Annotated in this window: 27 protein-coding genes; 10 read left to right on the top strand and 17 right to left on the bottom strand. The window is 70.2% G+C overall.

The genetic code is table 11. The features are described 5' to 3' along the window. Window positions 1–34: 34 nt before the first annotated feature. Window positions 35–1,234, bottom strand: coding sequence for an N-acetylglucosamine-6-phosphate deacetylase (gene nagA, locus QN141_02350; protein ID MDR7557311.1), 1,200 nt, complete (start codon window positions 1,232–1,234; stop codon window positions 35–37). 117 nt (window positions 1,235–1,351) lie between these two features. Here nagA and QN141_02345 point away from each other — a divergent pair, with 117 nt between their 5' ends. Genes QN141_02345 through QN141_02335 form a run of 3 tightly spaced genes read left to right on the top strand, consistent with a single transcriptional unit; the run spans window position 1,352 to window position 4,844 of the window. After that, on the top strand, window positions 1,352–2,947 hold the full coding sequence (locus QN141_02345; protein MDR7557310.1) for an ABC transporter substrate-binding protein: 1,596 nt from the start codon (window positions 1,352–1,354) through the stop codon (window positions 2,945–2,947). Between the two features lie 57 nt (window positions 2,948–3,004). Continuing rightward, complete coding sequence (locus tag QN141_02340) at window positions 3,005–3,949, top strand: ABC transporter permease (GenBank protein ID MDR7557309.1); 945 nt, start codon at window positions 3,005–3,007, stop codon at window positions 3,947–3,949. A gap of 16 nt (window positions 3,950–3,965) precedes the next feature. Further along, window positions 3,966–4,844 carry an ABC transporter permease gene (locus tag QN141_02335; GenBank protein ID MDR7557308.1) on the top strand — a complete coding sequence of 293 codons (879 nt, stop codon included), beginning with the start codon at window positions 3,966–3,968 and terminating at the stop codon, window positions 4,842–4,844. 30 nt (window positions 4,845–4,874) lie between these two features. Here the strand turns inward: QN141_02335 and QN141_02330 are convergent, their stop codons facing one another. The 7 genes from QN141_02330 to QN141_02300 form a co-directional block, all read right to left on the bottom strand. Continuing rightward, a complete protein-coding gene (locus QN141_02330) occupies window positions 4,875–5,231 on the bottom strand; it encodes a cupin domain-containing protein (GenBank protein MDR7557307.1) in 357 nt (118 codons plus the stop codon). Between the two features lie 167 nt (window positions 5,232–5,398). Continuing rightward, on the bottom strand, window positions 5,399–5,965 hold the full coding sequence (locus QN141_02325) for an OsmC family protein (protein ID MDR7557306.1): 567 nt from the start codon (window positions 5,963–5,965) through the stop codon (window positions 5,399–5,401). An 88-nt stretch (window positions 5,966–6,053) separates the two neighbouring features. Further along, window positions 6,054–6,638 (bottom strand): hypothetical protein, encoded by a 585-nt coding sequence (locus QN141_02320; protein MDR7557305.1) that lies wholly within the window; start codon window positions 6,636–6,638, stop codon window positions 6,054–6,056. A gap of 11 nt (window positions 6,639–6,649) precedes the next feature. Continuing rightward, window positions 6,650–6,805 carry a hypothetical protein gene (locus QN141_02315; protein ID MDR7557304.1) on the bottom strand — a complete coding sequence of 52 codons (156 nt, stop codon included), beginning with the start codon at window positions 6,803–6,805 and terminating at the stop codon, window positions 6,650–6,652. A gap of 63 nt (window positions 6,806–6,868) precedes the next feature. After that, entirely contained in the window at window positions 6,869–7,471 is a 603-nt protein-coding gene (locus QN141_02310) for a methyltransferase domain-containing protein (GenBank protein MDR7557303.1), read from the bottom strand. Window positions 7,472–7,476: 5 nt separating this feature from the next. Further along, window positions 7,477–7,719, bottom strand: coding sequence for a zf-HC2 domain-containing protein (locus QN141_02305; protein ID MDR7557302.1), 243 nt, complete (start codon window positions 7,717–7,719; stop codon window positions 7,477–7,479). Continuing rightward, window positions 7,716–8,285, bottom strand: a complete 570-nt coding sequence (locus tag QN141_02300; GenBank protein ID MDR7557301.1) for an RNA polymerase sigma factor — start codon at window positions 8,283–8,285, stop codon at window positions 7,716–7,718. The genes QN141_02305 and QN141_02300 overlap by 4 nt, the downstream gene beginning before the upstream one ends. A 126-nt stretch (window positions 8,286–8,411) precedes the next feature. On the opposite strand from QN141_02300, the gene queG reads away from it, so the two are divergent. Beyond that, entirely contained in the window at window positions 8,412–9,590 is a 1,179-nt protein-coding gene (gene queG, locus QN141_02295; GenBank protein ID MDR7557300.1) for a tRNA epoxyqueuosine(34) reductase QueG, read from the top strand. Here queG and QN141_02290 read toward each other — a convergent pair. Next, a complete protein-coding gene (locus QN141_02290; protein ID MDR7557299.1) occupies window positions 9,544–9,972 on the bottom strand; it encodes a hypothetical protein in 429 nt (142 codons plus the stop codon). The genes queG and QN141_02290 overlap by 47 nt on opposite strands. A 129-nt stretch (window positions 9,973–10,101) precedes the next feature. Here QN141_02290 and QN141_02285 point away from each other — a divergent pair, with 129 nt between their 5' ends. Beyond that, entirely contained in the window at window positions 10,102–10,998 is an 897-nt protein-coding gene (locus QN141_02285) for an amidohydrolase family protein (protein MDR7557298.1), read from the top strand. Window positions 10,999–11,059: 61 nt separating this feature from the next. Next, on the top strand, window positions 11,060–12,124 hold the full coding sequence (amrS, locus tag QN141_02280) for an AmmeMemoRadiSam system radical SAM enzyme (protein ID MDR7557297.1): 1,065 nt from the start codon (window positions 11,060–11,062) through the stop codon (window positions 12,122–12,124). Window positions 12,125–12,209: 85 nt separating this feature from the next. Here amrS and QN141_02275 read toward each other — a convergent pair whose 3' ends face one another. Further along, window positions 12,210–13,496, bottom strand: a complete 1,287-nt coding sequence (locus QN141_02275) for a glycoside hydrolase family 1 protein (protein ID MDR7557296.1) — start codon at window positions 13,494–13,496, stop codon at window positions 12,210–12,212. 71 nt (window positions 13,497–13,567) lie between these two features. On the opposite strand from QN141_02275, the gene QN141_02270 reads away from it, so the two are divergent. Next, window positions 13,568–14,323, top strand: a complete 756-nt coding sequence (locus tag QN141_02270) for a hypothetical protein (protein MDR7557295.1) — start codon at window positions 13,568–13,570, stop codon at window positions 14,321–14,323. Window positions 14,324–14,356: 33 nt separating this feature from the next. Here QN141_02270 and QN141_02265 read toward each other — a convergent pair whose 3' ends face one another. From QN141_02265 to ggt, 6 genes are all read right to left on the bottom strand, one after another. After that, entirely contained in the window at window positions 14,357–14,623 is a 267-nt protein-coding gene (locus tag QN141_02265; protein ID MDR7557294.1) for a DUF4242 domain-containing protein, read from the bottom strand. An 11-nt stretch (window positions 14,624–14,634) separates the two neighbouring features. Next, window positions 14,635–16,545, bottom strand: a complete 1,911-nt coding sequence (locus QN141_02260) for a hypothetical protein (protein ID MDR7557293.1) — start codon at window positions 16,543–16,545, stop codon at window positions 14,635–14,637. Window positions 16,546–16,835: 290 nt separating this feature from the next. Then, window positions 16,836–17,231, bottom strand: coding sequence for a hypothetical protein (locus QN141_02255; GenBank protein ID MDR7557292.1), 396 nt, complete (start codon window positions 17,229–17,231; stop codon window positions 16,836–16,838). Between the two features lie 304 nt (window positions 17,232–17,535). After that, entirely contained in the window at window positions 17,536–20,094 is a 2,559-nt protein-coding gene (locus QN141_02250) for a tetratricopeptide repeat protein (protein MDR7557291.1), read from the bottom strand. 118 nt (window positions 20,095–20,212) lie between these two features. After that, window positions 20,213–20,806 (bottom strand): nucleoside-diphosphate kinase, encoded by a 594-nt coding sequence (locus tag QN141_02245; protein MDR7557290.1) that lies wholly within the window; start codon window positions 20,804–20,806, stop codon window positions 20,213–20,215. A 44-nt stretch (window positions 20,807–20,850) separates the two neighbouring features. Further along, window positions 20,851–22,488, bottom strand: coding sequence for a gamma-glutamyltransferase (gene ggt, locus QN141_02240; protein ID MDR7557289.1), 1,638 nt, complete (start codon window positions 22,486–22,488; stop codon window positions 20,851–20,853). 16 nt (window positions 22,489–22,504) lie between these two features. Here ggt and QN141_02235 point away from each other — a divergent pair, with 16 nt between their 5' ends. The 3 genes from QN141_02235 to QN141_02225 are packed head-to-tail and all read left to right on the top strand — an operon-like array spanning window position 22,505 to window position 25,091. After that, on the top strand, window positions 22,505–23,737 hold the full coding sequence (locus QN141_02235; GenBank protein MDR7557288.1) for a sialidase family protein: 1,233 nt from the start codon (window positions 22,505–22,507) through the stop codon (window positions 23,735–23,737). Continuing rightward, a complete protein-coding gene (locus tag QN141_02230; protein ID MDR7557287.1) occupies window positions 23,704–24,384 on the top strand; it encodes an A/G-specific adenine glycosylase in 681 nt (226 codons plus the stop codon). The genes QN141_02235 and QN141_02230 overlap by 34 nt, the downstream gene beginning before the upstream one ends. Beyond that, on the top strand, window positions 24,294–25,091 hold the full coding sequence (locus QN141_02225; GenBank protein MDR7557286.1) for an HAD-IIIA family hydrolase: 798 nt from the start codon (window positions 24,294–24,296) through the stop codon (window positions 25,089–25,091). The genes QN141_02230 and QN141_02225 overlap by 91 nt, the downstream gene beginning before the upstream one ends. A 33-nt stretch (window positions 25,092–25,124) precedes the next feature. On the opposite strand, the gene QN141_02220 is transcribed toward QN141_02225, so the two are convergent. Next, the gene (locus QN141_02220) at window positions 25,125–26,171 is read right to left on the bottom strand and encodes an alcohol dehydrogenase catalytic domain-containing protein (GenBank protein ID MDR7557285.1); all 1,047 of its coding nucleotides are present in this window, start codon (window positions 26,169–26,171) and stop codon (window positions 25,125–25,127) included. Window positions 26,172–26,216 lie beyond the last annotated feature (45 nt).

Here is a 26,216-nt window from a genome sequence, read left to right as displayed (position 1 = left end):
ACACCTCCGGAGTCTCTCTCCCGGCTCCGTTGCGCTATTCCGTCGCCGCAGAGGGGATTCCTGTCCGCTCCCGCGCCCGGTGGAACACCCGCTCTCCGGCCACATAGACGGAGCGCACCCCGAGCCTCCGGTCGAAGAGCACCAGATCGGCGCGGGCGCCCACTGCGATCCGGCCCAGGTCGCGCCGCCCCAGCAGCGAGGCCGGAACGGTGGAGGCCATCAGAACGGCCTCGCGCACCGGCACCCCCAGGGTCACCACGTTGCGGATGGCCCGGTCGAGGGTGAGCAGGCTGCCGGCCAGGGTTCCCGAGGGCAGCCGCGGGGCATCCGAGACGGTGACCGTCTGCCCCGCCAGAGAGGAAGTCCCCACCGGCCGGCCGGCCGCCGCCTCCTGCCCCGCGGCGGCCACGGCGTCGGTGACCAGGGCGATGCGCGACCAGCCCTTGGCGGCAATGGCCGCCCGCACCACCGCCGGATGGACGTGGACCAGGTCGGCGATGAGGCCCGCGGTCACACCGTCGGCGGCCAGCGCCGCTCCCACGATGCCCGGTTCCCGATGGTGGAGCGGGCGCATGGCGTTGAACAGGTGGGTGACCATCCGCACCCCCGCCCGAAAGGCGCGGAGGGCCTGCTCGAAGGTTGCGCCGGTGTGCCCCGCGCTGAGCACGATGCGGCGGGCCCGCGCCGCCCTGATCACCTCCTCCGCACCCGGCAGTTCGGGCGCCAGGGTGAAGAGCCGGACCAGCCCGGGGGCGGCGTCGAGCAACGCGGCGAACTCCGCGGGATCCGGCGTCCGCAGATGCTCCTTGGGATGGGCGCCGGCGAAATCGGGATTGAGGTAGGGACCTTCGAGGTGGACCCCGATCACGCGGGGCGCACCGCCGGAGCGGGCGACCTCCCGCCAGAACGCCAGCGCCCGCCGCAATACCGGCAGGGGTGTGGTGATCAGGGTGGGCAGGAAGGCGGTGACTCCGCAGGCGAGCAGGAGGCGGCGCACGGGCCGGAGCCGGCCGGGGTCCTCCAGGGTGACGAAATCGACGCCCGCGCAGCCGTTGATCTGCAGGTCGACGAGGCCCGGGGCGAGGAAACCGCGCTCCAGGCGCGCTTTGCGGGGAGGCCGACCGCCGCGGACGGCGACGATCCGCCCCCGATGGACTTCCACGACGCCGGGGGCCAGATCGCCCTGTTCGGCGATCACCCGCTCGGCGGCGATGACCAGGGAGGGTGAGGACATCTCCGCGTGTAACGATTCGCAACCGGCCCGGCCCCGCCTTCCCCGGGCAGACCTTTCCTGGCAGGGCGGGTTGGTGACGCGGCGAAGAACACGGCGACATGTAGACGGGAGGGCACGATGAAACTCGATCTGCGGCGCCCGGGCGCCTGGGCGGTCATCGTTCTCCTGTTGACGGCGGCGGTCCCCCCGACGATGGCTCAGACGCCGGTGCGGGGCGGCCACTTCCGCCGGGCGCTGAGCAGCGATCCCGCCACCCTCGATCCCGCCGGGACGCGCCTCGTCCGTCAGGACGCGGTCCGGATGAACATCTTCGACACGCTGCTGGACGTCGACCCGCGGACGCTGCGCTTCACCCCGCGGGCCGCGGAGTCGTGGTCGGTCAGTGTCGACGGGCGGACCTTCACCTTCACCCTGCGCCGGGGCATCCGATTCCACCACGGGCGCGAGATGACGGCCGACGACGTGAAGTACAGCATCGAGCGCATCCTGGCCCCGGAGACGGCGTCGCCCCAGGTGCGGGGATACGACCGCATCGTCGGCGCCCAGGAGTTCATCGCCCGCCAGGCCCGCGAGGTGAGCGGCATCCGGGTGCTGGACCGCTACCGTCTGGCCATCACGATCACGCAACCCGACCCCAACTTCATCTGGAACTTCGCCGGCGCCTTCGGCCTGTACATCGTCCCCCGGGAGGAGGCGGAACGCCTGGGCCGGGATTTCGGCCAGCGGCCGGTGGGCTCGGGGCCCTTCCTCTTCGTCTCCTGGCAGAAGGACACCAGCATCCTGCTGCGGGCGAACAACGACTACTGGGGCGGGAGACCCTACATCAGTGCGCTCGAGTTCCGCATCATCCCCGATCCGGCCACCGCCCAGGCGGAATTCGACACCGGACGGCTGGAGTTCATGCTGCTGAGCGATGTGAACTACCGCCGCTACGCCGAGGACCCCCGGTGGCAGCCCTACGTCATCGAAGTGGCGGAGCTGTTCACCCGGCACGTGGGTTTCAACGTGACCCGACCCCCGCTCAACGATGTGCGGGTCCGCCAGGCCCTGAACTACGCCGTGGACAAAGCGGCGCTCGTGCGCACCGTCCTGGGGAACAAGGCCTTCCCCCCCACCGGCGTCTTCCCGCCCAGTCACCCCGCCTACAACCGGAACCTCCGGGGCTACGAGTACAATCCTCAGCGGGCGCGCGAGCTGCTGGCTCAGGCCGGCTTCCCCAATGGGTTCGATCTGGAGTTGAACGGCTCGACCAGTCCCACCGTCGGCCGCTGGATGGAAGGCATCCAGCGCTACTGGAACGACGTGGGGGTGCGGACGCGCATCCAGCAGCAGGACTTCGGCGTCGTGCTGGACCGCGCCGGGAAGGGAGAGATTCCGACCTACGTTCTCTCCCACGGCGGGACGCCCAACTGTGTCGGCTATCTGGGGCCCTTCCGCTCGCGCAACTTCGGCCCGGCCGGAAACCGCATGTTCTACAAGAACGACCGCGTGGACCAGCTGCTGGACCAGGCGGAGCGCGCGGCGGCGGGATCTCCCCTGCAGATCCGGCTCTGCCAGCAGGCGGAGGAGCTGATCGTGCAGGACGCGCCGTGGTTCTTCTTCAACTACAACAAGGCGGTCCTGGTGCACCAGCCCAACGTGCACGGCCTGGTGGGGAATCCGATGGAGATGGACGTCCAGGACATGACCCGGGTCTGGATCGGAGGACGCTAGATGCCCTCCGCGGCCGCCCGGCGGGGAGGTCTTCCCCGCCGGGCATGTCTTTAGTTGATGAGGACAGGCCTCCCCGCGTTCATCGCCCGTCGTCTCCTCCTCGCCCTCCCCGTCTTCGTCGGTGTCACTCTGGTCACGTTCGTCCTGATGTACGTCGTCCCGGGCGATCCCGTCACGGTGATGGTCGAGGAGAAGATGGCCAGCACCGATCCCACCGCCGCGCGGCTGTTCCGGGAGAAGTGGGGCCTCAACGATCCGCTCGCCGTGCAGTACCTGAAGTTCCTCCGCAACGCCCTGCGGGGCGACCTGGGGCTGTCCTTCCGCAGCGAACAGCCCGTCCTGAGCACCGTCCTCGAGCGCTTTCCCGCCACCGCCCGGCTCGCCGCGGCCGCGCTGGCCGTCGCCGTCGCCATCGGCATCCCCCTGGGCGTGCTCGCGGCGCTGCGGCAGAATACGGCGCTGGACGCGGCGGCGATCTCACTGGCCACCTTCGGGGTCTCCATCCCCAACTTCTGGCTGGGGCTGCTCCTGATCTACGTCGTCGCCGTCGAGCTGCGCTGGCTTCCGCCGTCGGGCTACGGCCCGCCGTACCCGTACCTGATCATGCCGGCCCTCACCCTGGGGACGGGGCTGGCCGCGGTGATCGCCCGCCTCACGCGCTCCTCGATGCTGGAGGTGATCCGGCAGGACTACGTGCGCACGGCGCGGGCCAAGGGCCTGGCCGAGCGCCGGGTGATCGTGGCGCACGCCCTGCGGAATGCGGCGATCCCCATCGTGACGATCATCGGGGTGCAGATCAGCGGGCTGCTGTCGGGGGCGGTCATCACCGAGCGCGTCTTCTCCTGGCCGGGGGTGGGCCGTCTGCTGCTGGATTCCATCGGCGCGCGCGACCTGCCCGTAGTCCAGGGCTGCGTACTCTTCATCGCCTCGGTCTTCATCATCCTGAACCTCGTCGTCGATCTCTCCTACGCTTGGCTCGACCCCAGGATCCGCTACGAATGAGCAGGACGGTCAGGCGATGAACGTCGTGGCCGCCACGCCCCCCGCCGCCCTCCGCCGCGCCCCCCGGCGGTCGCTGTGGCGACGCGCCCGCCGTCTGCGCAACCTGACCGTCGGCGGGACGATCGTGACCGTCTTCATCCTTGTGGCGGTCCTGGCGCCCTGGATTGCGCCCCACAACCCGGTGCGCGGGGACCTGAACGACTACCTCCGGCCGCCCGGCGGCCGGTACCTGTTCGGGACCGATACCTTCGGCCGCGACGTCCTCAGTCGGATCCTCCACGGGGCGCGCATTTCGCTCGGCGTGGGGATCGCCGTCCAGGCCTCCGCGCTGACGATCGGAGTGGCTCTCGGCCTGCTGTCAGGATTCTACGGGCGCTGGGTAGATAATTTGATCATGCGCCTGGCGGAGATCATCTTCGCCTTCCCCGGGCTCCTCTTCGCCATCGCCGTCATGGCCGTGATCGGCCCCAGCCTCTACAACGTCTTCATCGCCCTGGGCCTGGTGAGCTGGACCTCCCTGGCCCGCGTCGTGCGGGGCGCGGTGCTGGCGGTGAAAGAACAGGAGTTCGTCGAGGCGGCCCGGGCTCTGGGCGCCAGCAACCGGCGCATCATCGTGCGGCACCTGCTGCCGAACATCGTCGCCCCGGCCATCATCCTGGTCACCCTGGGCATCGGCGGCGCGATCCTGGCCGAGGCCAGCCTTTCCTTCCTCGGCCTGGGCGCGCAACCCCCCACGCCGTCCTGGGGATCGATGCTGACGGTCGGGCGGGACTACCTGACCGAGGCGCCGTGGCTGTCGATCTACCCGGGGCTGGCCATCTTCCTGACCGTGATGGGCTTCAACCTCCTGGGCGACGGCCTGCGCGACCTGCTCGACCCGCGGATGCGGATCTGAAGCGCGGCGCCGCCGGACACCCGCAGGTGTCTACGGAGCCGATTTCACCGCGTCCGCCAGTTCGATCAGCACGTTGGGCTCGTCGCCGACGACCCAGGCATCGTGGCCGGGATGCATGACGGCGACATCCCCCGGCCCGAACTCCATCTCGGTCCCGTCGTCCATGCGGATCCGCTGGCGTCCCCTCAGGAAGATCTTGACGTGGTAGCGCTGGCAGCTCGTTCCGCCCACGACGGGCCTGACGTGCTCCGACCAGCGCCAGCCCGGCTCCAGGGTTTCGCGGTAGAAGGTCAGCCCTCCGACGCGTATGACCTCGACCCGCCCCTTGGCAAAGGGGCGGCGCGTCTCATCCGGTGTGTCGAAATTCTTCCCCTCGATGCTCGCCATCTTCCGACTCCCTGCCGGGCCGACCTGCGCCTGCGACTTCGGATCCATCCTTTCCTCCCCTCCTGAGCGGTTTCTCCCTGCCGGAAGAACTCGCACGGGGGACGACGGTCGTTCCCGCCGTCCCCCGCGGAATATCGCTGCACCCTCTCACGTCAGGCCCGCCCGCCTCACGACTCGAGGGCGACGGTGACGGGAACCGGGTTGCGGATGATGTCCAGCACCGGCGATGTCTTCTGCACGTAGTTGCACAGTTCGACAATCTGCTCGCGGGGCGCATCCGCCTTCACCCGGTACGTCACTTTGATGTTCTGATAGCCGGGGCGCACCGTCTCGGACAGCCCCAGGAACCCGTGCAGGTCGAGGTCGCCCTCCAGCCGGAAGCCGAGGCTCTCGACCTTGATCCCGCGGGCCGCCGCATTGTAGACGAAGCCGACGGCCAGGCACGACGCCAGCGCGTGGAGCACCGCCTCCACGGCGTTGGGACCGGCGTTCGTGCCGAGGAGCACCGGCGGCTCGTCGCCGTCGAGGACGAACGGGCGGGCGCGGGACGTGTCCTCCTGCCCGGCCCCAAAGAACCCCTGGATCTTCGTGCGCGAGTGCCCGCCCTCGATCCAGTCCGTTTCCGCCCGGAAGCGGAAGCGGGCGATATCGGGGTTGGACTTGACGGCGTTGATGGTGTCGACCAGTTGCTGCACGTTCACGCCGTTCAGTGACGCGGGAGTCGTGGACTTCATCTCGGTCTCCCTCCTTGCGTGATGTACGGCCTCTCCCGCAGCGTCAGGCATGCCTGTCCCCGGGGGTGACGACTGTGAAGAGACCGCTTCAGATGCGCTGCCGCTCCGGCAGCGTCACCGCTTCGACGAGATCCTGCTGCTCCAGGAAGAACGGGTCGGTTTGCGTCCCCAGCGCCTCGTAGATCCGGCTGCGGAAGGCGCGGAGGTTGGCCCACACCGCGACATCGATGATGGCCCCGTCGTCGAGACCCAGTTCGCGCAGACGGGCGACGTGCTCCTCGGTGGGATGGCCCGCCGCCGCGGCGATCGCGTAATCCAGGATGGCGACGTCGCGCACGCTGAGGCCGGCGCGGCGGTAGTCCTCCAGGACCGCCCGCAGGCGGTCCAGCCCGCCGAGGTCGCGCTCGACGTCCGTGGCATACACCAGCACGCAGTACGTGGACTTCAACCGGTGGGCCACGAGCAGGCTGATCAGCCGCCGCTCCTGGGGCGTCAGCGCCGAGGCCTCCTTCACGGCGGCGGTGAAGGCGTCGAAGGCCTCGGCCAGAGCCGGCCTGGCTGACAATGCTTTGGTGGCCTCCATCACGAACCCGAGCCGGGCCTCCTCGGCCTCGTACACCTGCCGCAGCCGGCCGGTCACCTCATCCGTGTCCAGTGTCCGCACCCAGGTCATGACCAGCCCTCCTACGGCTTCCGCGCCGTGAAGATCACCGACCGCGCCACCGCGGCCTGCTTCTCCGGCGGGATGAGCCGCCGCATCAGCGCGATCAGCTCCGGCGTGAACAATGGGTACTGGCTGCACTCCTCCACGCCGAAGGGCAACTCCTCACCCCGCGCCACCTCGACGAACCCGATCTTGACCAGTTTGCTGACGAAGACACGCTCCGCCAGGGCCCCCGAAATTCAGCCCGCCCAGGCCGCTGGATGCGTGGCAATCTGCGGCGGGAGATCCTCGTCCAGGACGATGTCCGCCACGGAGAAGCGCCCGCCCGGCCGCAGGATCCGAAACATCTCGGCGAACACGCGCGACTTGCGCGGCGAGAGGTTGACGACACCGTTGCTGATGATGACGTCCACGCTCTCGTCGGGCAGCGGGATGGCCTCCATCTGGCCCTGCAGCCACCGCACGTTGGTGACGCCGGCTTCCGCGGCGTTGCGGGCCGCAATCTCCAGCATCTCCGGGAGGATGTCCAGACCAATCGCCTCCCCGCCGGGAGCGACGGCCCGGGCGGCCAGGATGGTGTCGATGCCCCCGCCGGAGCCGAGATCGATCACCACCTCGCCCGGGCGCAACCCGGCGGCGCGTACCGGATTCCCCACCCCCAACGCCTGCTCGATGGCGCCCCGGGGTAGTTGGGCGAGTTGGGCCGGGTCATAGAGGCGGGCGGCGACCTCGGTCCGGGTCCCGATCACGGCCCGGTAGGCCTGCTGCACCGAAGCGGTGATTTCCGCCTGACCCAGCAGATCGTCGGTCCGCGGTGCCGGAGGGTGCAGGTGGGTCTCCATCGCGGTCACGCTCCTCCATCGCCCAGGCGCCTGACGAAGGTCTCCAGGCGCTCGCGCGTCTGGGGCGGGATTTCGCTCCCCGCGGCCGTGGCCCGCAGGCGCTCCCTGATCTGCCGCGCGAACTCCAGTTCCCCGCAGCAGTGCCGGCACAGTCCCAGGTGCTCTTCCAGCTCGTGCTCCTGGACGCGCCCGAGGTTGCGGTCGAGGTACGTCCACAGCCGTGAGACGGCTTCCTTGCAGCTGATCACACCCGCGCCTCCGTCCGTGACGTCAACAGGTGCCTGGCGGCCGCGTACTCCCACAGCTCCCGCTCCAGTTGCTTCCGCGCCCGGTGCAGCCAGGACAGAACCGTCCCCAGCGGCCGCTCCAGAATCTCGCCGATCTCCTTCGCCGTGAACCCGTAGACATAGGCCAGGATCAAGGCGGCGCGCAGGTCGGGATGCAGTGCCTGGAGCACCTCCAGGATCTTCGCGTCGTCGAAGAGATCGAGGAAGTCCAGGTGCACCCGATCCGAATACGGGAACGGATCCTCTTCCGTGATGCGGTCGAACAGGTCGAACTCCCGGTCCGCCTCGCGGTCCATGAGGTCGGCGCCCTGCGCGCGCACCCGATCGTGGAAGGCCGAGGTCAGCACCCGCGTCAGCCACAGTCTCGGGCGCTCCCGGTTGCGCAGCCCCGGGAAAGCCCGGAAAGCGCGGAGCAGCGCATCCTGCACCAGATCCTCCGCCGCGGTGCGGTCGCCGCACAACCGCACGGCAAGACCGTAGAGGAAGTCCAGGTGCGGCCGGACCATCTGCTCGAAGGGATCGCTCATCTTGACACCGGGTACACAGACGACCCGCTTTCACAGACTACAGACGCGGAAACGGGAATAGGTTATTGCAGAGTTTCTGGATTCTTTTGCTCCCCTATCCTCTTTCCCCTGGTCGAAGGCTCTACAATGGACCCGATGGAGGCGACGCTGACGCAGGAGGTCAAGGCATACGCGCGGGGGCTGGGATTCGACCTGGTGGGCGTGACCACCGCCGACCGGCTGGAACCCCACGACCGGCACCTGGCGGCGTGGGTCGCTTCGGGCATGCACGGGACGATGCGCTACATGGCGGAACACGCGCCGCGGGCCGCGGCTCCCGCCGAGGTCGTCCCGGGTACGCGCTCGGCGGTGGTCGTCGGCCTCGCCTACCGGTGGGACGCACCGCCTCCCCGCGACGACCGGCTGCGCGGCCGGATCTCGGCCTACGCCTGGGGCACCGACTACCACCGGGTGATGGAAGAAAAGCTCCGGGCGCTGGCCGCCTTCCTGCGGGATCGAGGCGCCGCCGTGGCGCGGTACTACGCGGACACCGGACCCCTGCTGGACCGGGCGCTGGCCCAGCGGGCCGGGCTGGGCTGGTTCGGGAAGAATGCGATGGTGATCACGAAGGCCGGATTCGGGTCCTATGTCTTCCTGGGAGAGATCCTCACCGACCTGGCCCTGGCGCCGGACCCGCCGCTGGAAGGATCGTGCGGGCAGTGCCGGATCTGCCTGGACCGGTGTCCGACGGGCGCGATCGTCGCGCCCTACGTCGTCGATGCGCGACGGTGCATCTCGTATCTGACGATCGAACTGCGGGGCTGGATCCCGCGGGAGCTGCGGCCGCTCCTGGGGACATGGGTCTTCGGCTGCGACGTCTGCCAGGACGTCTGCCCGCACAACGCCCTGGTCGCGCGGGGCCTGCATGCCTCCTTCGCCCCGCGGCGCGACGTGGCGTTTCCGGATCTTGTGGAACTGCTGCACATCGACGAATCCACCTATCAGACGCGCTTCCGCCACAGCGCGATCAAACGGGCGAAGCGCCGGGGGCTGCGCCGCAACGCCGCCGTGGCCCTGGGCAACCTGCGCGATCCCCGCGCCCTGCCCGCCCTCGGCCGGGCCCTGGAGGACGACGACCCCATGGTGCGCGGGCACGCGGCCTGGGCCCTCGGCCGGATCGGGGGGAACGAAGCGATGGAGGCCCTGCTCAGGAGGCGGGCGGTCGAAACGGATCCTGCCGTCCGAGAAGAGGTGGAATGGGCCCTGCAGGAGATCCTGGTCAGTGAATCGCCGAGCCGGAGTGATCGGCGAGGGGATCGGCGGTGATGTCGCGCTCGTGCAGGAACTCCGTCCAGCGGTTGAGGCCGTGGAGGACGGCGCGCGCCACCGCCGTGGGCGGATGGTCCTTGATCCGGGAGGCACCGGAGAGGAAGACCTCGCGACGCCCGTCGTGGACGACGATCGTCACCACGATCAGCGGATGACGCCCGGTCCGGATTTCCGTGACGGAGTCCAGGGTGAAGGCGACACCGCCGCCCACGAAGGCGGCGACCGCCTGCAGCGTGGCCTCGGCCACGGCGCGCTGCCATCCGGTCCCTACGGCCGGCGCGCTGGAGGAGCCGGTGCGCACGTCGTCGTCCAGGCTGAGCCTGACCCTGGCCACGACCTGCCGCCCCTCCGTCCTGCACTCCACACCGTCCAGTCTCATCCGCGACCCCATGCTGTGAGGAAAGAGCATCCGGCGTGCCAGGGCAAGCCGGGGCCGACGAGCAGCGCTCGACATCCGCTGCGGGACTTCGTATTGACGCTCTGAGAAACCCCGCAGTACGCTGGCCCCATGACGATCATCGACAGCCACCTCCACCTGATCACCGCGGCGATGCTCCGGCGCCAGCGCGAGCGCCTTCCGCAGTACCGGAAGAAGGCGATGGAGGCGGCCAGGGTCCGGGGGAAGACCTTCGAGGAACGTCTGGCCGAGCTGGAAGGGAAGTCGCTGGAAGACCACGCCCGCTCCTGGCTCCAGGCCTTCGATGCGGCCGGGGTCCAGGCCGGGGCGTTCATTGCGGTCGGCGAAGGGAACGAGGAACTCTCCCGGTTCGTGGCCATGAACCCGCAACGCCTGATCGGCTGGGGTTCGCTCTCCGATCCGCGCCATCCCGACGCCGGACGGACGGTGGCCCAGTTCCGCTCCATGGGATTGTCCGGGTTGAAGCTCTACCCGCCGATCCAGCGGTTCCTGCCCAACGACCGGGCGCTGTACCCGGTCTACGAGGCCGCGGCGGAGGCGGCACTGCCCATCCTCTTCCATTTCGGCATCACCGTCGGCGCCTTCTATGATCTGAGTTTTGCCAGCCCGCTGCCCCTGTCCGCGGCGGTGAAGGAGTTTCCGGAGGTCACCTTCGTCATCGCCCACTTCGGCGCCGGCTTCTTTCGCGAGACGCTGTTTCTGGCCTACCACACGGAGAACGTCTGCGTGGACACCTCCGGGACCAACAACTGGCGCGACTACTATCCGGGGCAGCCGTCCCTGGAGCAGGTGTTCAGGGACGCCCTGCGCGCCTTCGGGCCCGGACGCATCCTCTTCGGCACGGACTCGACCGCCTACGGGGGCTACCGCGGCCACATCCTCAAGGAGCAGGTGGCGATTCTCCGGCGGCTCGAACTGAGCGACGACGACCGGCAGGCCATCCTGGCCGGGAATGCGCGCCGCATCCTCGGCCTGGACAGGCGGTAATCCGGGGCCCATCCCGGCCGCGCAGCCTCTCTCCTCGTTGCTACAATCGGTCTGAGAGCCGATGGCCCGCGCCGTCCCCACGCTGGCCCTGCTGCTCGACCGCCTGACGGTCGAAGGGGAACTCTACGAACGCCTGGGGGCGGGAAAGGTTCGCTGCCTGGCCTGCGGTCACCGCTGCGTCATCTTCCCCGGCCGCCGCGGGATCTGCCGGGTGCGGTTCAACGACAACGGCGTCCTGCGCGTCCCCTGGGGCTACGTCGCCGCACTGCAGTGCGATCCGATCGAAAAGAAACCTTTCTACCACGTCCGCCCCGGCGCGCGCGCCCTCACCTTCGGCATGCTCGGCTGCGACTACCGGTGCCCGAACTGCCAGAACTGGCTGACCAGCCAGGCGCTGCGCGATCCGGTGGCAGGGACGGAGCCGATGGAGATTTCGCCTCAGGAGATCGTGCGCCTGGCGGTAGGCGAGGGCGCCGCGTATGTGGTCAGCTCCTACAACGAGCCCCTGATCACCACCGAGTGGGCGCTGGCGATCTTCAAAGAAGCGAAGCAGGCCGGTCTGCGCACCGGCTACGTCAGCAACGGCAACGGCACGGCCGAGGTCCTGGCCGCCCTGCGGCCGTGGACCGATTGCTACAAGATAGACCTGAAGAGCTTCAACGACCGGAACTACCGGTACCTCGGCGGCGTCCTGGAACGCGTCCTGGACACCATCAAACGCGTCTATGCCCTGGGGTTCTGGACGGAGATCGTGACGCTGGTCATCCCCGGGTTCAACGACACCGGCGACGAGCTGCGCGCCATCGCGGAGTTCATCGCCTCGGTCTCGCCCTTGATCCCCTGGCACGTCACGGCCTTCCACAAGGACTACAGGATGACGGAGCCCGACGACACCCCCGCGGAGACGCTGCTCCGCGCGGCAGGGATCGGCGAAGCCGCCGGCCTGAAGTACGTCTACGCCGGGAATCTGCCGGGGCGGGTGGGACGCTACGAGCACACCTTCTGCCACCACTGCGGGGCGCTTCTGGTGGCGCGGCGAGGGTACCTGATCCTGCGCGACCGTCTCAGCCCCCATCGGGGGCGTTGTCCGGACTGCGGCACGGCCATCCCCGGGATCTGGTCGTAGACATCAAGAAAGGGGCGGTTCGAGATCGGCCGCCACCTCCCGACCGGCGGCACCAACCACTACACGGGCGGATTAAAGGGCACCCTTATCGTGACGTAGGCGCTTCCTGGGGCAGCGCGTTCCGCCGGCAGATCTGCGCGTAGAGGTCGGCGCTGGGGCGCGGGGTGCGCCGCTGGGTGGTCGGATCGACGGCGATCAGGCCGAAGCGCAGCGTCCACCCCTCGGCCCACTCGAAGTTGTCCAGAAGCGACCAGTGGTAGTAGCCGCGCACGTCGACGCCGTCCTCGATGGCGCGGCGGAGCTCCCGCAGGTGCGACAGGATGAACTCCCCGCGCTGGTCGTCGTCGGCGTCCGGAAGCCCGTTCTCCGTGACGTAGACGGGCCGGCCGTAGCGCCCGGCCAGACGCAGGGCGCGATACATCCCCTCGGGATAGATCTCTCCGTACCCGCCGTCGCTGTGGGGAGCGTCGGGGTTGAGGTAGTTGCGGCCGAAGAGACGCTGAGGGGCCAGGAGGTCGAAGGCCACCAGGTCGCGCGTGTAGTAGTTCACCCCGACGAAGTCCAGCGTGCCGGCGGCTTCCGGAATCCTCGCCACCCAGGGGAAGGCGCGCACCCGGCCGGAACTCACCGCGTCGAGAAACGACCGGTTCACGATGCGGTCCTGCAGCGCGGTAACCCACCGGTCGAAGGGTGAGCGCGGCGAGGCGGGATCGAAGATGCGGAAGTAGTGGGCCAGCCCGACCTGGGCGTCGGGCTGAAGCCGGTGGATCGCCCGGTAGGCCAGGGCATGGCCGCGTGCCAGTGCGGTAAGCACGCGGCAGGCGGCCCGCAGCGAGCGCCGTCCCGGAGGCCACCGTCCGGTGACGTAGGCGTGGAGCGCCCACGGCACCGGTTCGTTGAGCGTGCACCACAGCCGGGTGAATTCGGTCAGAGCCGGCACCGTGCGCTCGACGTAGCGGACGAACAGCTGCGGGGCGTCGGCGCGTTCCCATCCGCCGCGGTTGGCGAACCACAGGGGGTTCGTGAAGTGGTGCAGGGTGACCATCGGCTCGATCCCGCGATGCCGCAGGGCGCGGAGCATCTCCCGGTAGCGGTCCAGCGCGCGGTCGTCCCACTGCCCGGGGCGGGGTTCGATGCGGCTCCACTCCACGGACAGCCGGTGCGCGTTCTGATAGCGCTCCGCCGCCAGGTCGAAGTCCGCCTCCGCCCGTTCCCACCAGTTGCAGGCCGCCCCCGAACGTCCGTTCTCCTTGATGCGCCCCCGCTGCGCCTCCCACGCCCACCAGTCGTTGTGCACGTTGTGGCCCTCCACCTGGTGGGCGCTGGTCGCCGTCCCCCAGCGGAACCCTGGAGGAAAGGAGCTCTCCCTCATGGCAGTGCTATCATAGCAAGGCGCGGGAGGCGACCATGGAGGTCGTGCAGGTCGCCCGCACCAGGTGAGCGATGTCCAGCCACTTCAGCGCAGTGGGCTTCCCCGTGCGCAGCATGGACGAATACTGGGCCCTGGCCCGCCGCGCCGCCTCCTCGGGCGTGCGGGATCTCGCCGCGGACGGCAGCGCGTTGGTCCGCTGGACCGTCGATTCCGGACCCGAGATCTGGAGCACTGTCAACCGCGCCGGGGAAGTGACCGGCGCGGTGCCCTTCTTCGCCACCGGGCAGAGGCACAAGATCGCGGTCACCGGAACCGGCGAGGATCCCGATGATGAACTGGCGGGCTGGATCGACGGCTGGATCGAGCCCACCGAGGACGACGAGCCCTACTCCGGGGCGTTTCCGCTGCGCGTCGATCTCGTCAACTACGCGGTGACCCGGACCCGCTTGGTGCGCTTCCCCTCCGTGCACGCCGTCGAGCTCGCCGCCCTGGCCCACGAAGCCGACCTCTACCCCGATCCCCAGGCGTACGTGAACGCCCCCGGCGAGGTCTACCGTGTGCCCCTGGGCTCCTTCGTCTCCAGCGCCCACTTCGCCGCGGACGAGGAGGTCGCATCATTCACGGAGGCCACGGGAATGCTCAGCGCGCCCATCGACTGGGCCCGCCTGCTCACCAACCCGGCCACGGGCGCACCGTACTGGTGGATGCAGGTCACGATCCAGGGTGTCCGGCTGCACGCCTTCGCCGACCGCGAGACGCTAGGCGGCGAACCGGCCGCGGGACGGGTCCTGGCCGGGAGCTTCTGGATGCTGGGAAGACTTCTGTAGCGGGCCGGGCCCGCCCGGCACTGGACGCGAAGGTTACGCCCCACTCCCCTCGACGGCGTCCACGACCCGCAGGAACGGGATGTGCGCTGCGCGGCAGACCGCTTCCACGGCAGGGGCGTCAGGAGCCTGAAACAGGTACATCACGCGCCAGTCGCCGGGCACCCAGATCGCGCGCAGGTACCGGATGACGGCGCCGGCGGCGGCGGCCTGCTCGCACGCCCGCCGGACGCGCGCCTCGGTGCCCGTCAGTTGCTCGGGTGTCATCCCCGGAAGGTCGCAATCGGCCATATACGTCCCCATCGCGCGCCGCGCTACCTGCGTCGGAGATCCCAGGTCATGGTGGAGGTGATACGGGCTTCGCCCTCGCGCCTGGTGCTGGTGCGGCTCCCCCGCAGGATGTCGGGAGAGCGAGGATCTCTGATCATATCGATGAGCCCGATGTCGAGCCTCACCGTCTCCTGAAGGTCCTGCTGAACCGTCGAATCCCTGGGGCAGCCCTCCGCCCGGCCGACCTTCCGTCCTGGCGCGGGGAAGCTCCCCTCGGAGCCGGCGTGGATGGTGGCTCTCTCCTGCGTCAGGGTGATCCTGATGTACCCCGGCGCCGATCCCGAACCGCTTACCGTCTCATCCATGACGGAGTTCAGGGTGCGCCAGCCACCCGCATTCGCGCCGCAGTAGGTACGATGCCGGCCCCTGGACCGAAACTGCCTGGAGTACTCGCCGCGCACAGTGGCCACCACGGTGACGAAGGTCCTGTCGTCGATGGTGATGTCCTGCATCGTCGTTTCACCCGCTTCCGCAACGAGGCGGAGGGTGCTGGTGGACTCGGTCTCATAGTGGCTGTCGGGACCCCCCACGGAAGTCTGTGCGTGCCTGGTCTCCGTGTACGTGACCGTTCCGATCCACCCGCCCCCGCCTTCCCAATCCACAACCTCGAAGGGATACGTCACCTCGTACCCGTAGGTGAGATCTAGCAGGACCTCCGGCGCCGTCAGAGGGCCGCCGGGGCCGGGGGTGGTGCCGAGCAGGGCGTACGGCCGCAGGTCGAACCGCACCGCCACCGCCGCCTGCTTGCTGACGCGCTTCGCGTCGGCGTCCAGGTTCCTGGCCTGGGGTTTGCCCAGCACGGCGAACGCTTCCGACCCATCCTGATCGGTCTGGCCGACCCCCGCCTCCACCAGCAGCACGTCGTCGCCGGCCGTCAGGCGCCAAGTGAGGGGCACGCCGGCGATGCTTCCGCTCCTAGGGTCGCCTACGTTGAGCTTCAAGCCCAGCCTGGCGAGCAGGGCGTTAATGCAGTCCTTCATGCCCAGGGCCTCGGATTTGGGATCAAGGTACACCCTCGCCGTGATGAACCGCTGCTCCCCGGGCTCGGTCGTCTTGGTTCGAAACAACGGGGGCCCCGGCGGGTCCATGGCGACCTCGATCCGCAGGGCGGCCAGGACCAACACCAGGGTGTTGTAGTCGCGGACCTGCTTGTGAACCCTCTCCCCGACGGGCCCACCTCGGAGGACCCCCCTCAGCTTCTCGCGGAGAACACCTTTCAGGGCGTCGAACCCGCTGGCGCTCACCTGCTCGCGGCTGATGACCGGCGATTCCTCCCTACACGGCTCGGCGGCGTAGACCCGTCCGGGCGTAAACCACCCTCCCGGGCCTGCCCTCCGACGGACGAGGTCCGCCCTGCGGCTGGCCCGCCCATCGCTGTCCGCCGCAATGTCCCCACCGGGTGTGGACGCCCGCTCCTTCAGGGCCTCCAGGTCGCCGATCAGGCGCACGGCGATGAGGGAGAGTTGCACGGCGTCGAGGCGCACCTCTGCCGGGCTCACCTGACCCAGCAGGTCCTGCGCGCCGCCCGTTTGCCGCTGTCGCCCCAGCTCCACGATGAGCCGGGCCCACACGCGCATCGGCCCGTCCGGCCCCTGGGCGTGGGCGCGAATGCCGTCCAGGATGTGCCGGGCGATCGGTTCCCCCTGCAACTCCGGCGCGGCCCGGACGAGCACGTCCTGGAGCGCGGTGAGCGGGACCAGGAGCGTGCGGTCCTTCCCCACCAGGCTCGCCATGAAGCGGGCCTCCCAGGCGCTGACGGCGAGTCCCTGCCCCTGGTCCGGCGGCTGCACGGCCAGGACTCCGCCGGGGCCGCGCACGGCGATCCCGCTGGCCTGCAGGGCGGCGAGCAGAGCCGGGAGGGCGTCCGGACCGGCGGCAAGGATCTGGGAGGCCAACGCCGCTGCGCCTCCGTCCGGGAGGGTCGCCGGCAAGGGGAGAGGAGGAGGCAGTGCGTCATTAGGATGGGAAACCGCAGGACCGGTGGATCTTGGGACGGTCCGGGAGGCGGGTCCGCCTCCCCGGCAGGCTCCGACGGCCAGGGCTGCCACGAGGATGACCGCGCCCCAGGTCGTCCGCGCGTAGCCTACCCGCCCGTGCATCCTGCAGGATTCCTGGCTGCTCTCCTGGCTTCCCCTCATGGTCCCCTACCCTCCACCGGCGCTCGAGCCGGGATGCATCGCCGCCCCTACCGCCGGTAGTAGACGTCGAGGATGCCGTCAGGCATGACGAGGACCAGACGGACGTCGCCGACGTAGGGATCCCGGTCCACGCGCCAGGGAAAGGCTCTGCGGGGACCGGACCGGGGTATGAAGGTCAGACGACCCCCCTGAACCGTAAAGCGCCCGCGTTCGCGCACGAGCACCGTACGGGCCGTCGCCCCCCTGTTGCGCACCGTGAAGAGGAACTCGTAGGAGCCGTCGGGACTGAAGCGCAGGACACGCTCGTAGGTGAGAACGGGTCCGACCTGATCCTGCACCCAGATCCCCAGTAGCGCGGCGGGAGGCGGTGCTCCGGCCGCTGCCATCCCGCTGGTCAGCTCCGCGCTCACCCACACCAGGAACATGATCACCGCCGGTCTCATGCCTCCGACCTTCTTACGCCCATCCGTAGGGCGTGACACTCTGGTAAGCCCGCCACGCAAAGACAGCGCTGGCGGCAATCAACACCACCGTCAGCCACAGCGGGAAGAGCGTTCAGACCTGCGTAGGGCCACGCCATCAGGACGGCGTTGACGATGTGGACCACTCTGAGAATGGCGGACAGCGTCTCCATCGTTCTCTCTCCTGTGACGCCGCCCCACAGGTTAAGGCCGCCGGGCCCCCGGCGGCATCACCAGGAATCAGTATCCGAATGATGATTTTTCTGACCGGTGTCGGCGGGGAGGGTCAGGCTGGCGGCTTGATTCCCTGCTCGACGGCCCAGGCGGCGATCTGGGCGCGGGAGGAGAGGTCCAGTTTGTCCAGGATGTGCTGGACGTGGGTGGCAGCCGTGTGCTCGCTGATGAAGAGCCGCCCGGCGATCTCGCGGTTCGACAGCCCCAGGGCCACCAGGCCGGCGACCTCCAGCTCCCGCCGGGTCAGGGACCCGATCCGCGGCGGGCCTCCCGGCGCGGGCTGGCGGACAGCCACCCCCATGGCCTCGGCCACCGCCACGCTGACGGAGAGCCCTGCCCCCGCGGCCGCTGCGCGACTGAAGGCTTCCGCGCCAAGTTCCCTCTGTACGGCGGAATGCGCGCGTGTCACCCGCTCGGGACGCACCTGCGCCGGGAACCAGCCGGGCCGCCGGACGACGCCGATCCGATCCAACAGCGCATCGGCGGCACCGAAGAGCCTGGCCGCCTGGTGGGCCTGGGCGTTGTCCGCCGCCAGCACCGCCAGTCCCTCCAGGCAGCGCGCGATCCCCAGCCTGTCGCCGGCGCGCTCGAAGGCCTCCAGAGATTCCCGGTAGAGGCCCAGGGCCCGCCCGTCGGCCCCCGCGTCCTGGGCGATCACGGCGAGCTCCCGCTGGGAAGAAGCGATCAGGACAGGATCCCCCAGGAACCGGCGGATGTGCAGAGCCTCGCTCTGGAGTCGCTCGGCCTCCCCATGGCTGCCGCGGGCGAGGGCGACGCGTCCCAGGTGGACCAGCGCCTGGGCCACGCCGTCCCGTTCAGCCCGCGCCTCGAATGCCCGCAGGCACGCCTCGCCCAGGGCCGCGGCCTGGACGAGGTTACCCTCGGCCAGCGCGACGGCGGCCACGCCGTAGGTGGACCAGGTCGCGCCGCGGTCGTCGCCGAGCTCCCTGGAAAGGGTAAGGCTGCGTTCGAAGAGGTCCCGGGCGCCGCGGAACTCGCCCGTCTCGATGTACACCAGTCCCAGCAGGCGCGCGGCCGTGGCCAGCCCCTGTCGGTCCTGCAGGTCCTCGAAAAGCCTCAGGCTCTGCGCGGCCAGCTCCTGGGCTCGCCTCAGCTCACGCCGGTCTCGATCGATCAGGGACAGTATGCGGAGGGCATGCGCCAGGGTCTGGCCGTCTCCCAGCCGCCTGGCCAGGGCGGCGGTCTCCTCGGCCAGGGCGGCCGCCGCGGCATATTCGCGAGCCCGCCAGGCAAGCACGGACGAACCGTGCAGGACCCGCAGGCGCAGCGCCCCGGAGTCCGTCGGGACGAGAGGCAGGGCGGCCGCCGTCCAGGTGCGTCCTTCGACCCAGTAGCCGCGCACGTTCCAGAAACGCCAGAGCGCGGCGACGAACCGGGGGAGGAGCGCGGCGTCGCCAGCTTCCCGTGCCCGGTTCAGGGCGGCACGGATGTTGGGGTACTCGCGCTCCATGCGGTCAAGCCACTGTCCCTGCTCCCGGCCGGTCAGTTCAGGTGCGGCCCGCTCCACCAGGGAAAGGTAGAACTCGGCGTGGCGGCGCCAGACTGTGTCCAGTTCCCCGCTGACCGCCAGCTGTTCCAGGGCGAACTCGCGGAGCGTTTCCAGCATCCGAAAGCGCGGAGCCCCCTCGGGGTGCTCCTCCCGCTGCAGGAGGCTCCTGTCCACCAGGGAGGCAAGTCCGTCGAGCACGTCCACCTGGAGGTCCCCACACACAGCCTCGGCTCCCTCCAGGGGAACCCCGCCCACGAACACGGCCAGGCGGCGGAAAAGCGCCTGCTGCCCTGGATCCAGCCGGGAGTAACTCCACCCCACGGCCGCCCGCAGCGTATGGTGCCGGGCCGGCAGGTCGCGCACCGCCCGGTGCAACAAGGTCAACCGGTGGTCCAGGCGGTCGCGGATCGCCTCCGGGGAGAGCGTCTTGACCTGCGCGGCGGCCAGCTCCAGCGCCAGAGGCAGGCCGTCCAGACCCACGCAGATTTCGGCGACGGCCCGCGCGTTGGCGGGGTTCAGGGTGAACGCACGGTCAACCGCCTGAGCTCGGACCACGAAGAGCATGACCGCGGGCGATGCCGCCACCACGGCGGTGTCCAGCGGGCGGCTGAGATCGGGAACCCCGAGAGGCGGGACGACAAGCTGATGCTCCCAGCTTATGCGCAGCGGCTCGCGGCTGGTCACCAACACCTTCAAGCCGGGCGCTGCCGCAACCATGACGGCCACGTCGGGAGCGGCGTCCACCACGTGCTCGAAACCGTCCAGGACCAGCAAGAGGTGCTGCTCCCTCAGCACCTGGGTGAGCAAGTCCAGCGCCGGTTGGGCGGTGTGCGGACGGAGGCCCAGGCGCCCGGCTACGGCCCGGCTCACCTGCGCATGATCGGTGATCGGGGTCAGATCGACGAACACTGCGCCGTCGGCATACGCCCCCGCCACCTCGGCGGCCGCCGCCATCGCCAGACGCGTCTTCCCCACGCCGGGCGCGCCGGTCAGGGTCAGCAGGCGGATGTCGTCACTCAGCAGGGCCGCCCGGGCTGCGGCAAGTTCCGCCTCTCGGTCGATGAGCGGGACGGCGATGGCCGGCAGATCCACTGGCGCCATGACGCCCTCCCTTCACCCGCATCCTTCCGAGCCGCCTCGTCCCGATTGGGTCTGGCCGTTCTCGCCCCGGGGAGACCGCTCCTGCTTCGACGGAGAAGGCCCTGCGCTGCGAAGACGACTAGCCGAACATCGCCCGCTCGTCCGCCCGCGGGTAGTCGAAGATCTCGTCCGCGCCGAACCACAGGGAGATCTCCTGGGCGGCTTCTTCCGGAGAACCGGAGGCGTGGATGAGGTTGCGCACGGGCCGCTTCATGAGGTTGGCCACCGTCGGCGAATCGATGGAGTAGTCCCCGCGAATGGTGCCCGGCGCGGCGCGAAAAGGCAGGGTGTCCCCGACGAGCTTGCGCACGACGCTCACGGCGTGGATGCCCTCCAGGACGAAGGCGGCGACGGGCCCGGAGGAGACGTAGTCGATCAGCCACCCCCGCACCTGGCGGCCGATGGCCAGCGGGTCGTCGGTTCCGGTCTCCCGGCGCACATCCAGGCCGTAGGCGGCGAAGGCTTCCTTCGTCTTCCCCCCAATCGTGGCCAGGAAGGATTCATCTTTCGGGTAATGGCGGTCCAGCAGGTCCCGATCGGGCCAGAGCATCTTCAGGGCCACAACCTTCAGCCCGGCGCGCTCGAACCGGGCCAGCACTTCGCCGATGAGTCCGCGCTGCACGCCGTCGGGCTTCAGAAAGACCAGCGTCCGCTCCCGGCGGATCTCCTTCATGGGCGACTCTCCTCCATGCGCTCTCCCTCTGTTCCTCCGCCCGCTCAGAATCCCACGGCGCAGCCGTCCACGCGGGGATCGGAGGCGCCGATGTAGACGCCGTCGCCGAGCAGGAGGGCCTGCATCCCGCCGGGCTGGTCGTCCGGCTCCGGGTGCCGCACGGCGTGTCCCATCGCCTCGAGCTCCCGGAGCGTCCCCTCCGGGAAGCCGGTTTCGGCCCGCAGCTCGAAGGGCGCGGGCAGGATGGCGGGGTCGGTGGTGGGGAAACTGGTCCAGCGCGGCAGTTCGACGGCCGCCTGCAGGGGAATGCCGCTGTCCACGACCGCCGAGAAGGCCTGCAGGTTCCACTGGGGCTGGCCGTCGCCGCCGGGCGTGCCCCAGGCCAGCCAGGGAGCGTCCTCCCGCAACGCCAGGAACGGCATCAGGGTGTGCATCGTCCGTTTGCCGGGTGCGATGCAGTTGGGATGACCCTCTTCCAGCGTGAAGCCGCGGCCGGCGCGGTTGTTGAGCAGGATGCCCGTGCCTTCGACCACCTCACCGCAGCCGAAGATGGCGGACAGGCTCGTGATGAAAGACACCACGTTGCCTTCGGCGTCTGCGGCGCAGAGATAGGTCGTGTCCCCGACCGTCTCGGGGAGGGCGCCGGCGGAAGCGACGGCCTGCGCCCGCCCCGGATCGATGGCCCGCCGACGACGGGAGGCAAACTCCTTTGAGAGGAGCGTATCGAGGGGATTCCTGACCTGGCGCGGGTCGCCCAGATAGGCCAGGCGGTCGGCCACGGCCAGTTTCTTCGCCTCCACCATCAGGTGGACGGCCCGCGCCGCGCCCCAGCGCAGCTCCTCGGGCGGGAATCCCTCCAGGATGTTCAGCATCTCCAGGAGGATGACGCCCTGGGAGGGGGGCGCGGTCGTGCATACCGTGATCCCCCGGTAGGTGGTCCGGATCGGCTCGTAGACCTCCGAAACGTGCTCGGCGAACTCGCGCTCCCCCAGCAACCCCCCGTGCTCCCGACAGTAGCGGACCAGCCGACGGGCCAGCTCTCCCCGGTAGAACACCTCCGCCCCGCCCTCGGCCACAAGCCGAAGGCTGCGGGCGAGATCGGGATTTCTCAGCGTCTGACCGGTCTGCGGCGTCCGCCCGTCCGGCAGGTAGATGCGGGCCGACGACGGATACCGGGCCAGCACATCCGCCGACTGGCGAATCCACTGCGCGACCCGCTCGGCGACCGGAAAGCCGTGCGCGGCATACTCCATCGCCGGCTCGAGCAGTTGCCCCAGGGTGAAGCGCCCGGAGCCCCACCGCGCCAGGGCCACGGTCATGGCATCCACCGCGCCGGGCACGGAGACGGAGAGCATCCCGCGCAGGGGCATCGTCGTGTAGCCGCGGGAGCGGAACCACTCCGCCGTGGCCGCGTAGGGCGCAACGCCGCTGCCGTTGAGGGCGACGGCCCTGCGCTCCGCCGCCCGCCACAGCACGATGAAGGTATCGCCGCCGAGCCCCGACATCATGGGCTGGACGACCCCGAGGACGCCGGCGGCGGCCAGCGCGGCATCCACCGCGTTACCGCCCCGCATCAGGACGTGCAGCCCCGCAGCGGAGGCGAGGGGATGGCCCGTGGCGATGATCCCCCGGGGTGAAAACACCGGCGCACGGCCGGTGCGGAAGGATGCCTGCACATCCATGTGAATTGTCTCTAGCGTGACCGCCTTCCTCCGCCTGCTCCCTGCCCTCCTCTTGCTCGCCGCAGCACACCCCGCGCCGGCCCAGACGATTGTCGCCGCCGACGTGTCCGAGGACACCACGGAGTGGGCCAGCCAGCCCAAGATCGCCCGCGACCCCAACGGCAGCCTCCACCTGGCCTTCGTCAAGTCGGTAGGGGGGACCGACCAGGTCCACGTCGCGTCCTCCACCGACGACGGCCGCAGCTGGCGGGTGCGTCGGCACACCGCAGGGCCGGCGGCCTCGCGCTACCCCACCCTGGCCGCCGGCCCCAACGGCGACCTCCACCTGGCCTGGACCACCTACGAACCGATCGGCCACATCTACTACAGCCGATTCGACGGGCGGCGCTGGAGCCCGCCGCTGAAGATCTCGCCGGGAAATGAATACGCCGGCATCCCCGCCCTGGCCGTGGATCCGGCCGGCGCCCCGCACGTCGTCTGGTACGGCATCCGTCGCCAGGCGCCGCCGGCGGCGACGCGCCACGGCTCGGTCTACGAGATTCTCTACAGCGGCTGGGTCGGAGGCCGGTGGAGCAGCCCCGTGGTCATCTCGCCCGGACTGCCCGACTCGATCAACCCGGCGCTGGCAGCGGATAGATCCGGCACCCTGCACAGCGCCTGGTATCAGCTCGACGGCAACGTCTATCAGGTAAGGTACGCGCGGCGGAGCGGGGAGTGGGAGTTCCCGGAGCAGGTCAGCGCCGGCGAGGCCGACGCCTTCGCCGTCGCCCTCGCCGCCCATCCGGACGGCCGCGTCTACGTCGTCTGGGAACACCGCGGCCGGCCCACGCGCGTCTACTTCGCCGAGCGACGCACGCGCTGGATCGCCCGGCAGCCGATCTCGCCGGAGGGCCAGGACGCCTCCACGCCGGCGGTCGCCGTGGACGACGGCGGCCGGGTCTACGCCGTCTGGTCCAGCCGGGGGCAGCTGTACCTGCGCCGCCGCGACCGAGTCTGGCAGGGGACGGAACGCCTAACCGCGGAAGGAACTAACACCGACCCTGTCGTCGCCGCCCGCGGCGCGTACGTCGATCTGATGTGGACCCAGGTCATCGGACAGCGGCGTCTCCTCCGCTTCGCCACCCTGGCCGGACCCCGGGCCGCGGCGCGCGGGGGAGCTCCGGCGGTGTGGGCGGCGGCGATCCCGATCCTGCTCGCCCTGTTGCTGCTCTGGCAATGGCACCGCAGACCGCGGCCGGGTCGGACCTGAACCGCCGGCGGACCTTTGTCCGCCGCCTGCTCCGCTGGTACGCCCGCCACGGTCGGGATCTGCCGTGGCGGCGCACCCGCGACCCCTACCGGATCCTTGTCTCCGAGGTCATGCTCCAGCAGACCCAGGTGGAGCGGGTGCTGCCGAAGTATCGAGAGTTTCTGCGGCGCTACCCGTCGCTCGAAGCCCTGGCCCGCGCGCCCGCACGCGAGGTCCGCGAGGCCTGGTATCCGCTGGGCTACAACATCAGACCGCTGCGGCTGCGGGCGATCGCCCGCGCCGCGATCCGGGAACACGACGGCCGGCTGCCGCGGACCCGCGAGGAGCTGCTGCGCCTTAAGGGGATCGGCCCGTACACCGCCGGCGCGCTGCTGACCTTCGCCTTTGGGAAACCGACCCCGATCCTGGAGACGAATGTCCGCCGGGTGCTGCGACGCGTCTTCTTCCGCGACCGGCCCACGGCGGACCGGCTGCTGTGGACCCTGGCCGCGGAGCTGCTCCCCGCCAGCGACGGCTACAACTTCAACCAGGCCCTGATGGATTTCGGGGCCACGGTGTGCAGGGCCCGCGCTCCGCGCTGCGCGGACTGCCCGATGCGCGGGATCTGTCTCACCGTTCTCCGGCCGATGCGGAGGGACCGGCGCTGATCCCCCCGTCGGTCCGCACCATCTTCTTCGATGCCGGCGACACGTTGATCGCCTACCGCCGACCGCTGCGGATCCTGCTCCAGGACTTCTTCATCGAACACGACGAGATCGTGCGGCGCGACCGGATCGCGGAGGCGCTGGAGGCGCTGAACCTGCGTTACCGGTCGGTCATGGACACCATCCGCACCGTAGAACAGGAACGCCGTCTGTGGCGGGCGGTGGCGCGTGATCTGCTGGACCTCCTCCTTCCGCAGCGCCGCGATCTCGCCGACCGCCTGGGGCGGTGGTTCAGCGAGAGCTGGTGGCTGCTGAAGGTGTTCCGCGACGTCCGGCCGGCGATGCACCGGCTGCGGCGCCGCGGGTACCAGCTGGCCGTGGTCTCCAACTGGGAACCCTCGCTCGAGGAGGTGCTGGATCACCTGGGCCTGCGCTTCTACTTCACCGCCGTGGTCACGTCGTCGGTGGAAGGGATCTGGAAACCGGATCCGCGCCTGTTCGAGATCGCCCTCCGGCGCTGCGGTCTCCGGCCGGAAGAGGCGGTCAGCGTCGGCGACGACGTCGAGCGGGACGTGGAGGCCGCCGCCCGGGCCGGGCTGGCCGGCATCCTGCTGGATCGCTTCGGCGACCACCCGGAGTACACCCCGCGGGTAAGGGACCTGGGCGAACTGGCCGACCGCCTGCCCGCCCGCCTGGTGCCGTCCGGGTGATGCGCACCCCGACGCCGACCGCCGGCACCGGGGTCACGGCACCAACACGATCTTCCCGAAGTGCTCCCGCGACTCGAAGATCCGGTGGGCCTCGCGGACCTCGGCCAGGGGGAGGACGGTGTGGATCACCGGGGTGATGGCGCCGCGGAAGATCAGCCCCATCACGGTGAGGAAGTCCGTCACGTTTCCCATCGGCGCGCCGAGAATCCGGCGGTGACGCTGGTAGAGTTCGCGGATGTCGAAGTCCGGCCGCTCGCCGCCGCTGGCGCCGCAGATCACCATCCGCCCGCCGGGCCGCAGGCTGCGGATCGACTCCGGCCAGGTGGCCGCGCCGACCGGGTCGGAGACCATGTGCACACCGGTCCCGGTCAGTTCCCGCACGCGCTCGCTGAACTTCGGGTGCTCTGAGCGGTTGATGGGAGTCGCCCCGAGCCGCTCGGCCTTCGCCGCCTTCTCCGCATTCCCCACGAGGGCGAAGACCCGGGCCCCGGCGAAGCGGCCGATGGTCAGCGCCGCCGTGCCCACGCCCCCGGAGGCGCCCACAACGAGCAGCTCCTCCCCGGCCTGCAGGCGACCGGCCGTGATAAGCCCGCGCCAGGCCGTCGTGTAGCAGGCCGGCGCCGCCGCGGCCGCCTCGAAAGTGACGCCGTCCGGAATGCGCAGGGCGTTGGCGGCGGGGACCACGGTGTACTCCGCCATCCCGCCCGGACGGTGCTCGCCGAAGATGCGGTACTCCGGGCACATGGACTGCTCGCCGGCCAGACAGAAGGCGCAGCGGCCGCAGGAGAGGATGGGGTTGACGACCACGCGGTCGCCCGGCGCGACCTCCGTCACCCCGGTCCCCACCTCCTCCACCACGCCGGCCACGTCGCCGCCGGTGATCATCGGAAGCTTCCAGCGCCCCCAGGGGAAGATGGGGCGGCCGCCGGGCGGGCCGCTGCGGGCCCAGACGTCCATGTTGTTCAGGGCCACGGCCCGGACGCGGAGGAGCACCTCACCCGGCCCCGGCCGGGGGGTGGGCACCTCGTCGAGACGGAGAGTGTCGAGGCCCCCGTGCTCTCTGATGACGACGGCCTTCATCCGCCTCTCCCGAAGGACCGGGGGCGGAGGTGTTCTCCGCCCCCG

It is taken from the genome of Armatimonadota bacterium (genome assembly GCA_031459765.1).
Classification (GTDB): domain Bacteria; phylum Sysuimicrobiota; class Sysuimicrobiia; order Sysuimicrobiales; family Kaftiobacteriaceae; genus Kaftiobacterium; species Kaftiobacterium secundum.
Note: the sequence above shows the minus strand (reverse complement) of the source record. Positions and strands in the feature narration are given on the sequence as shown.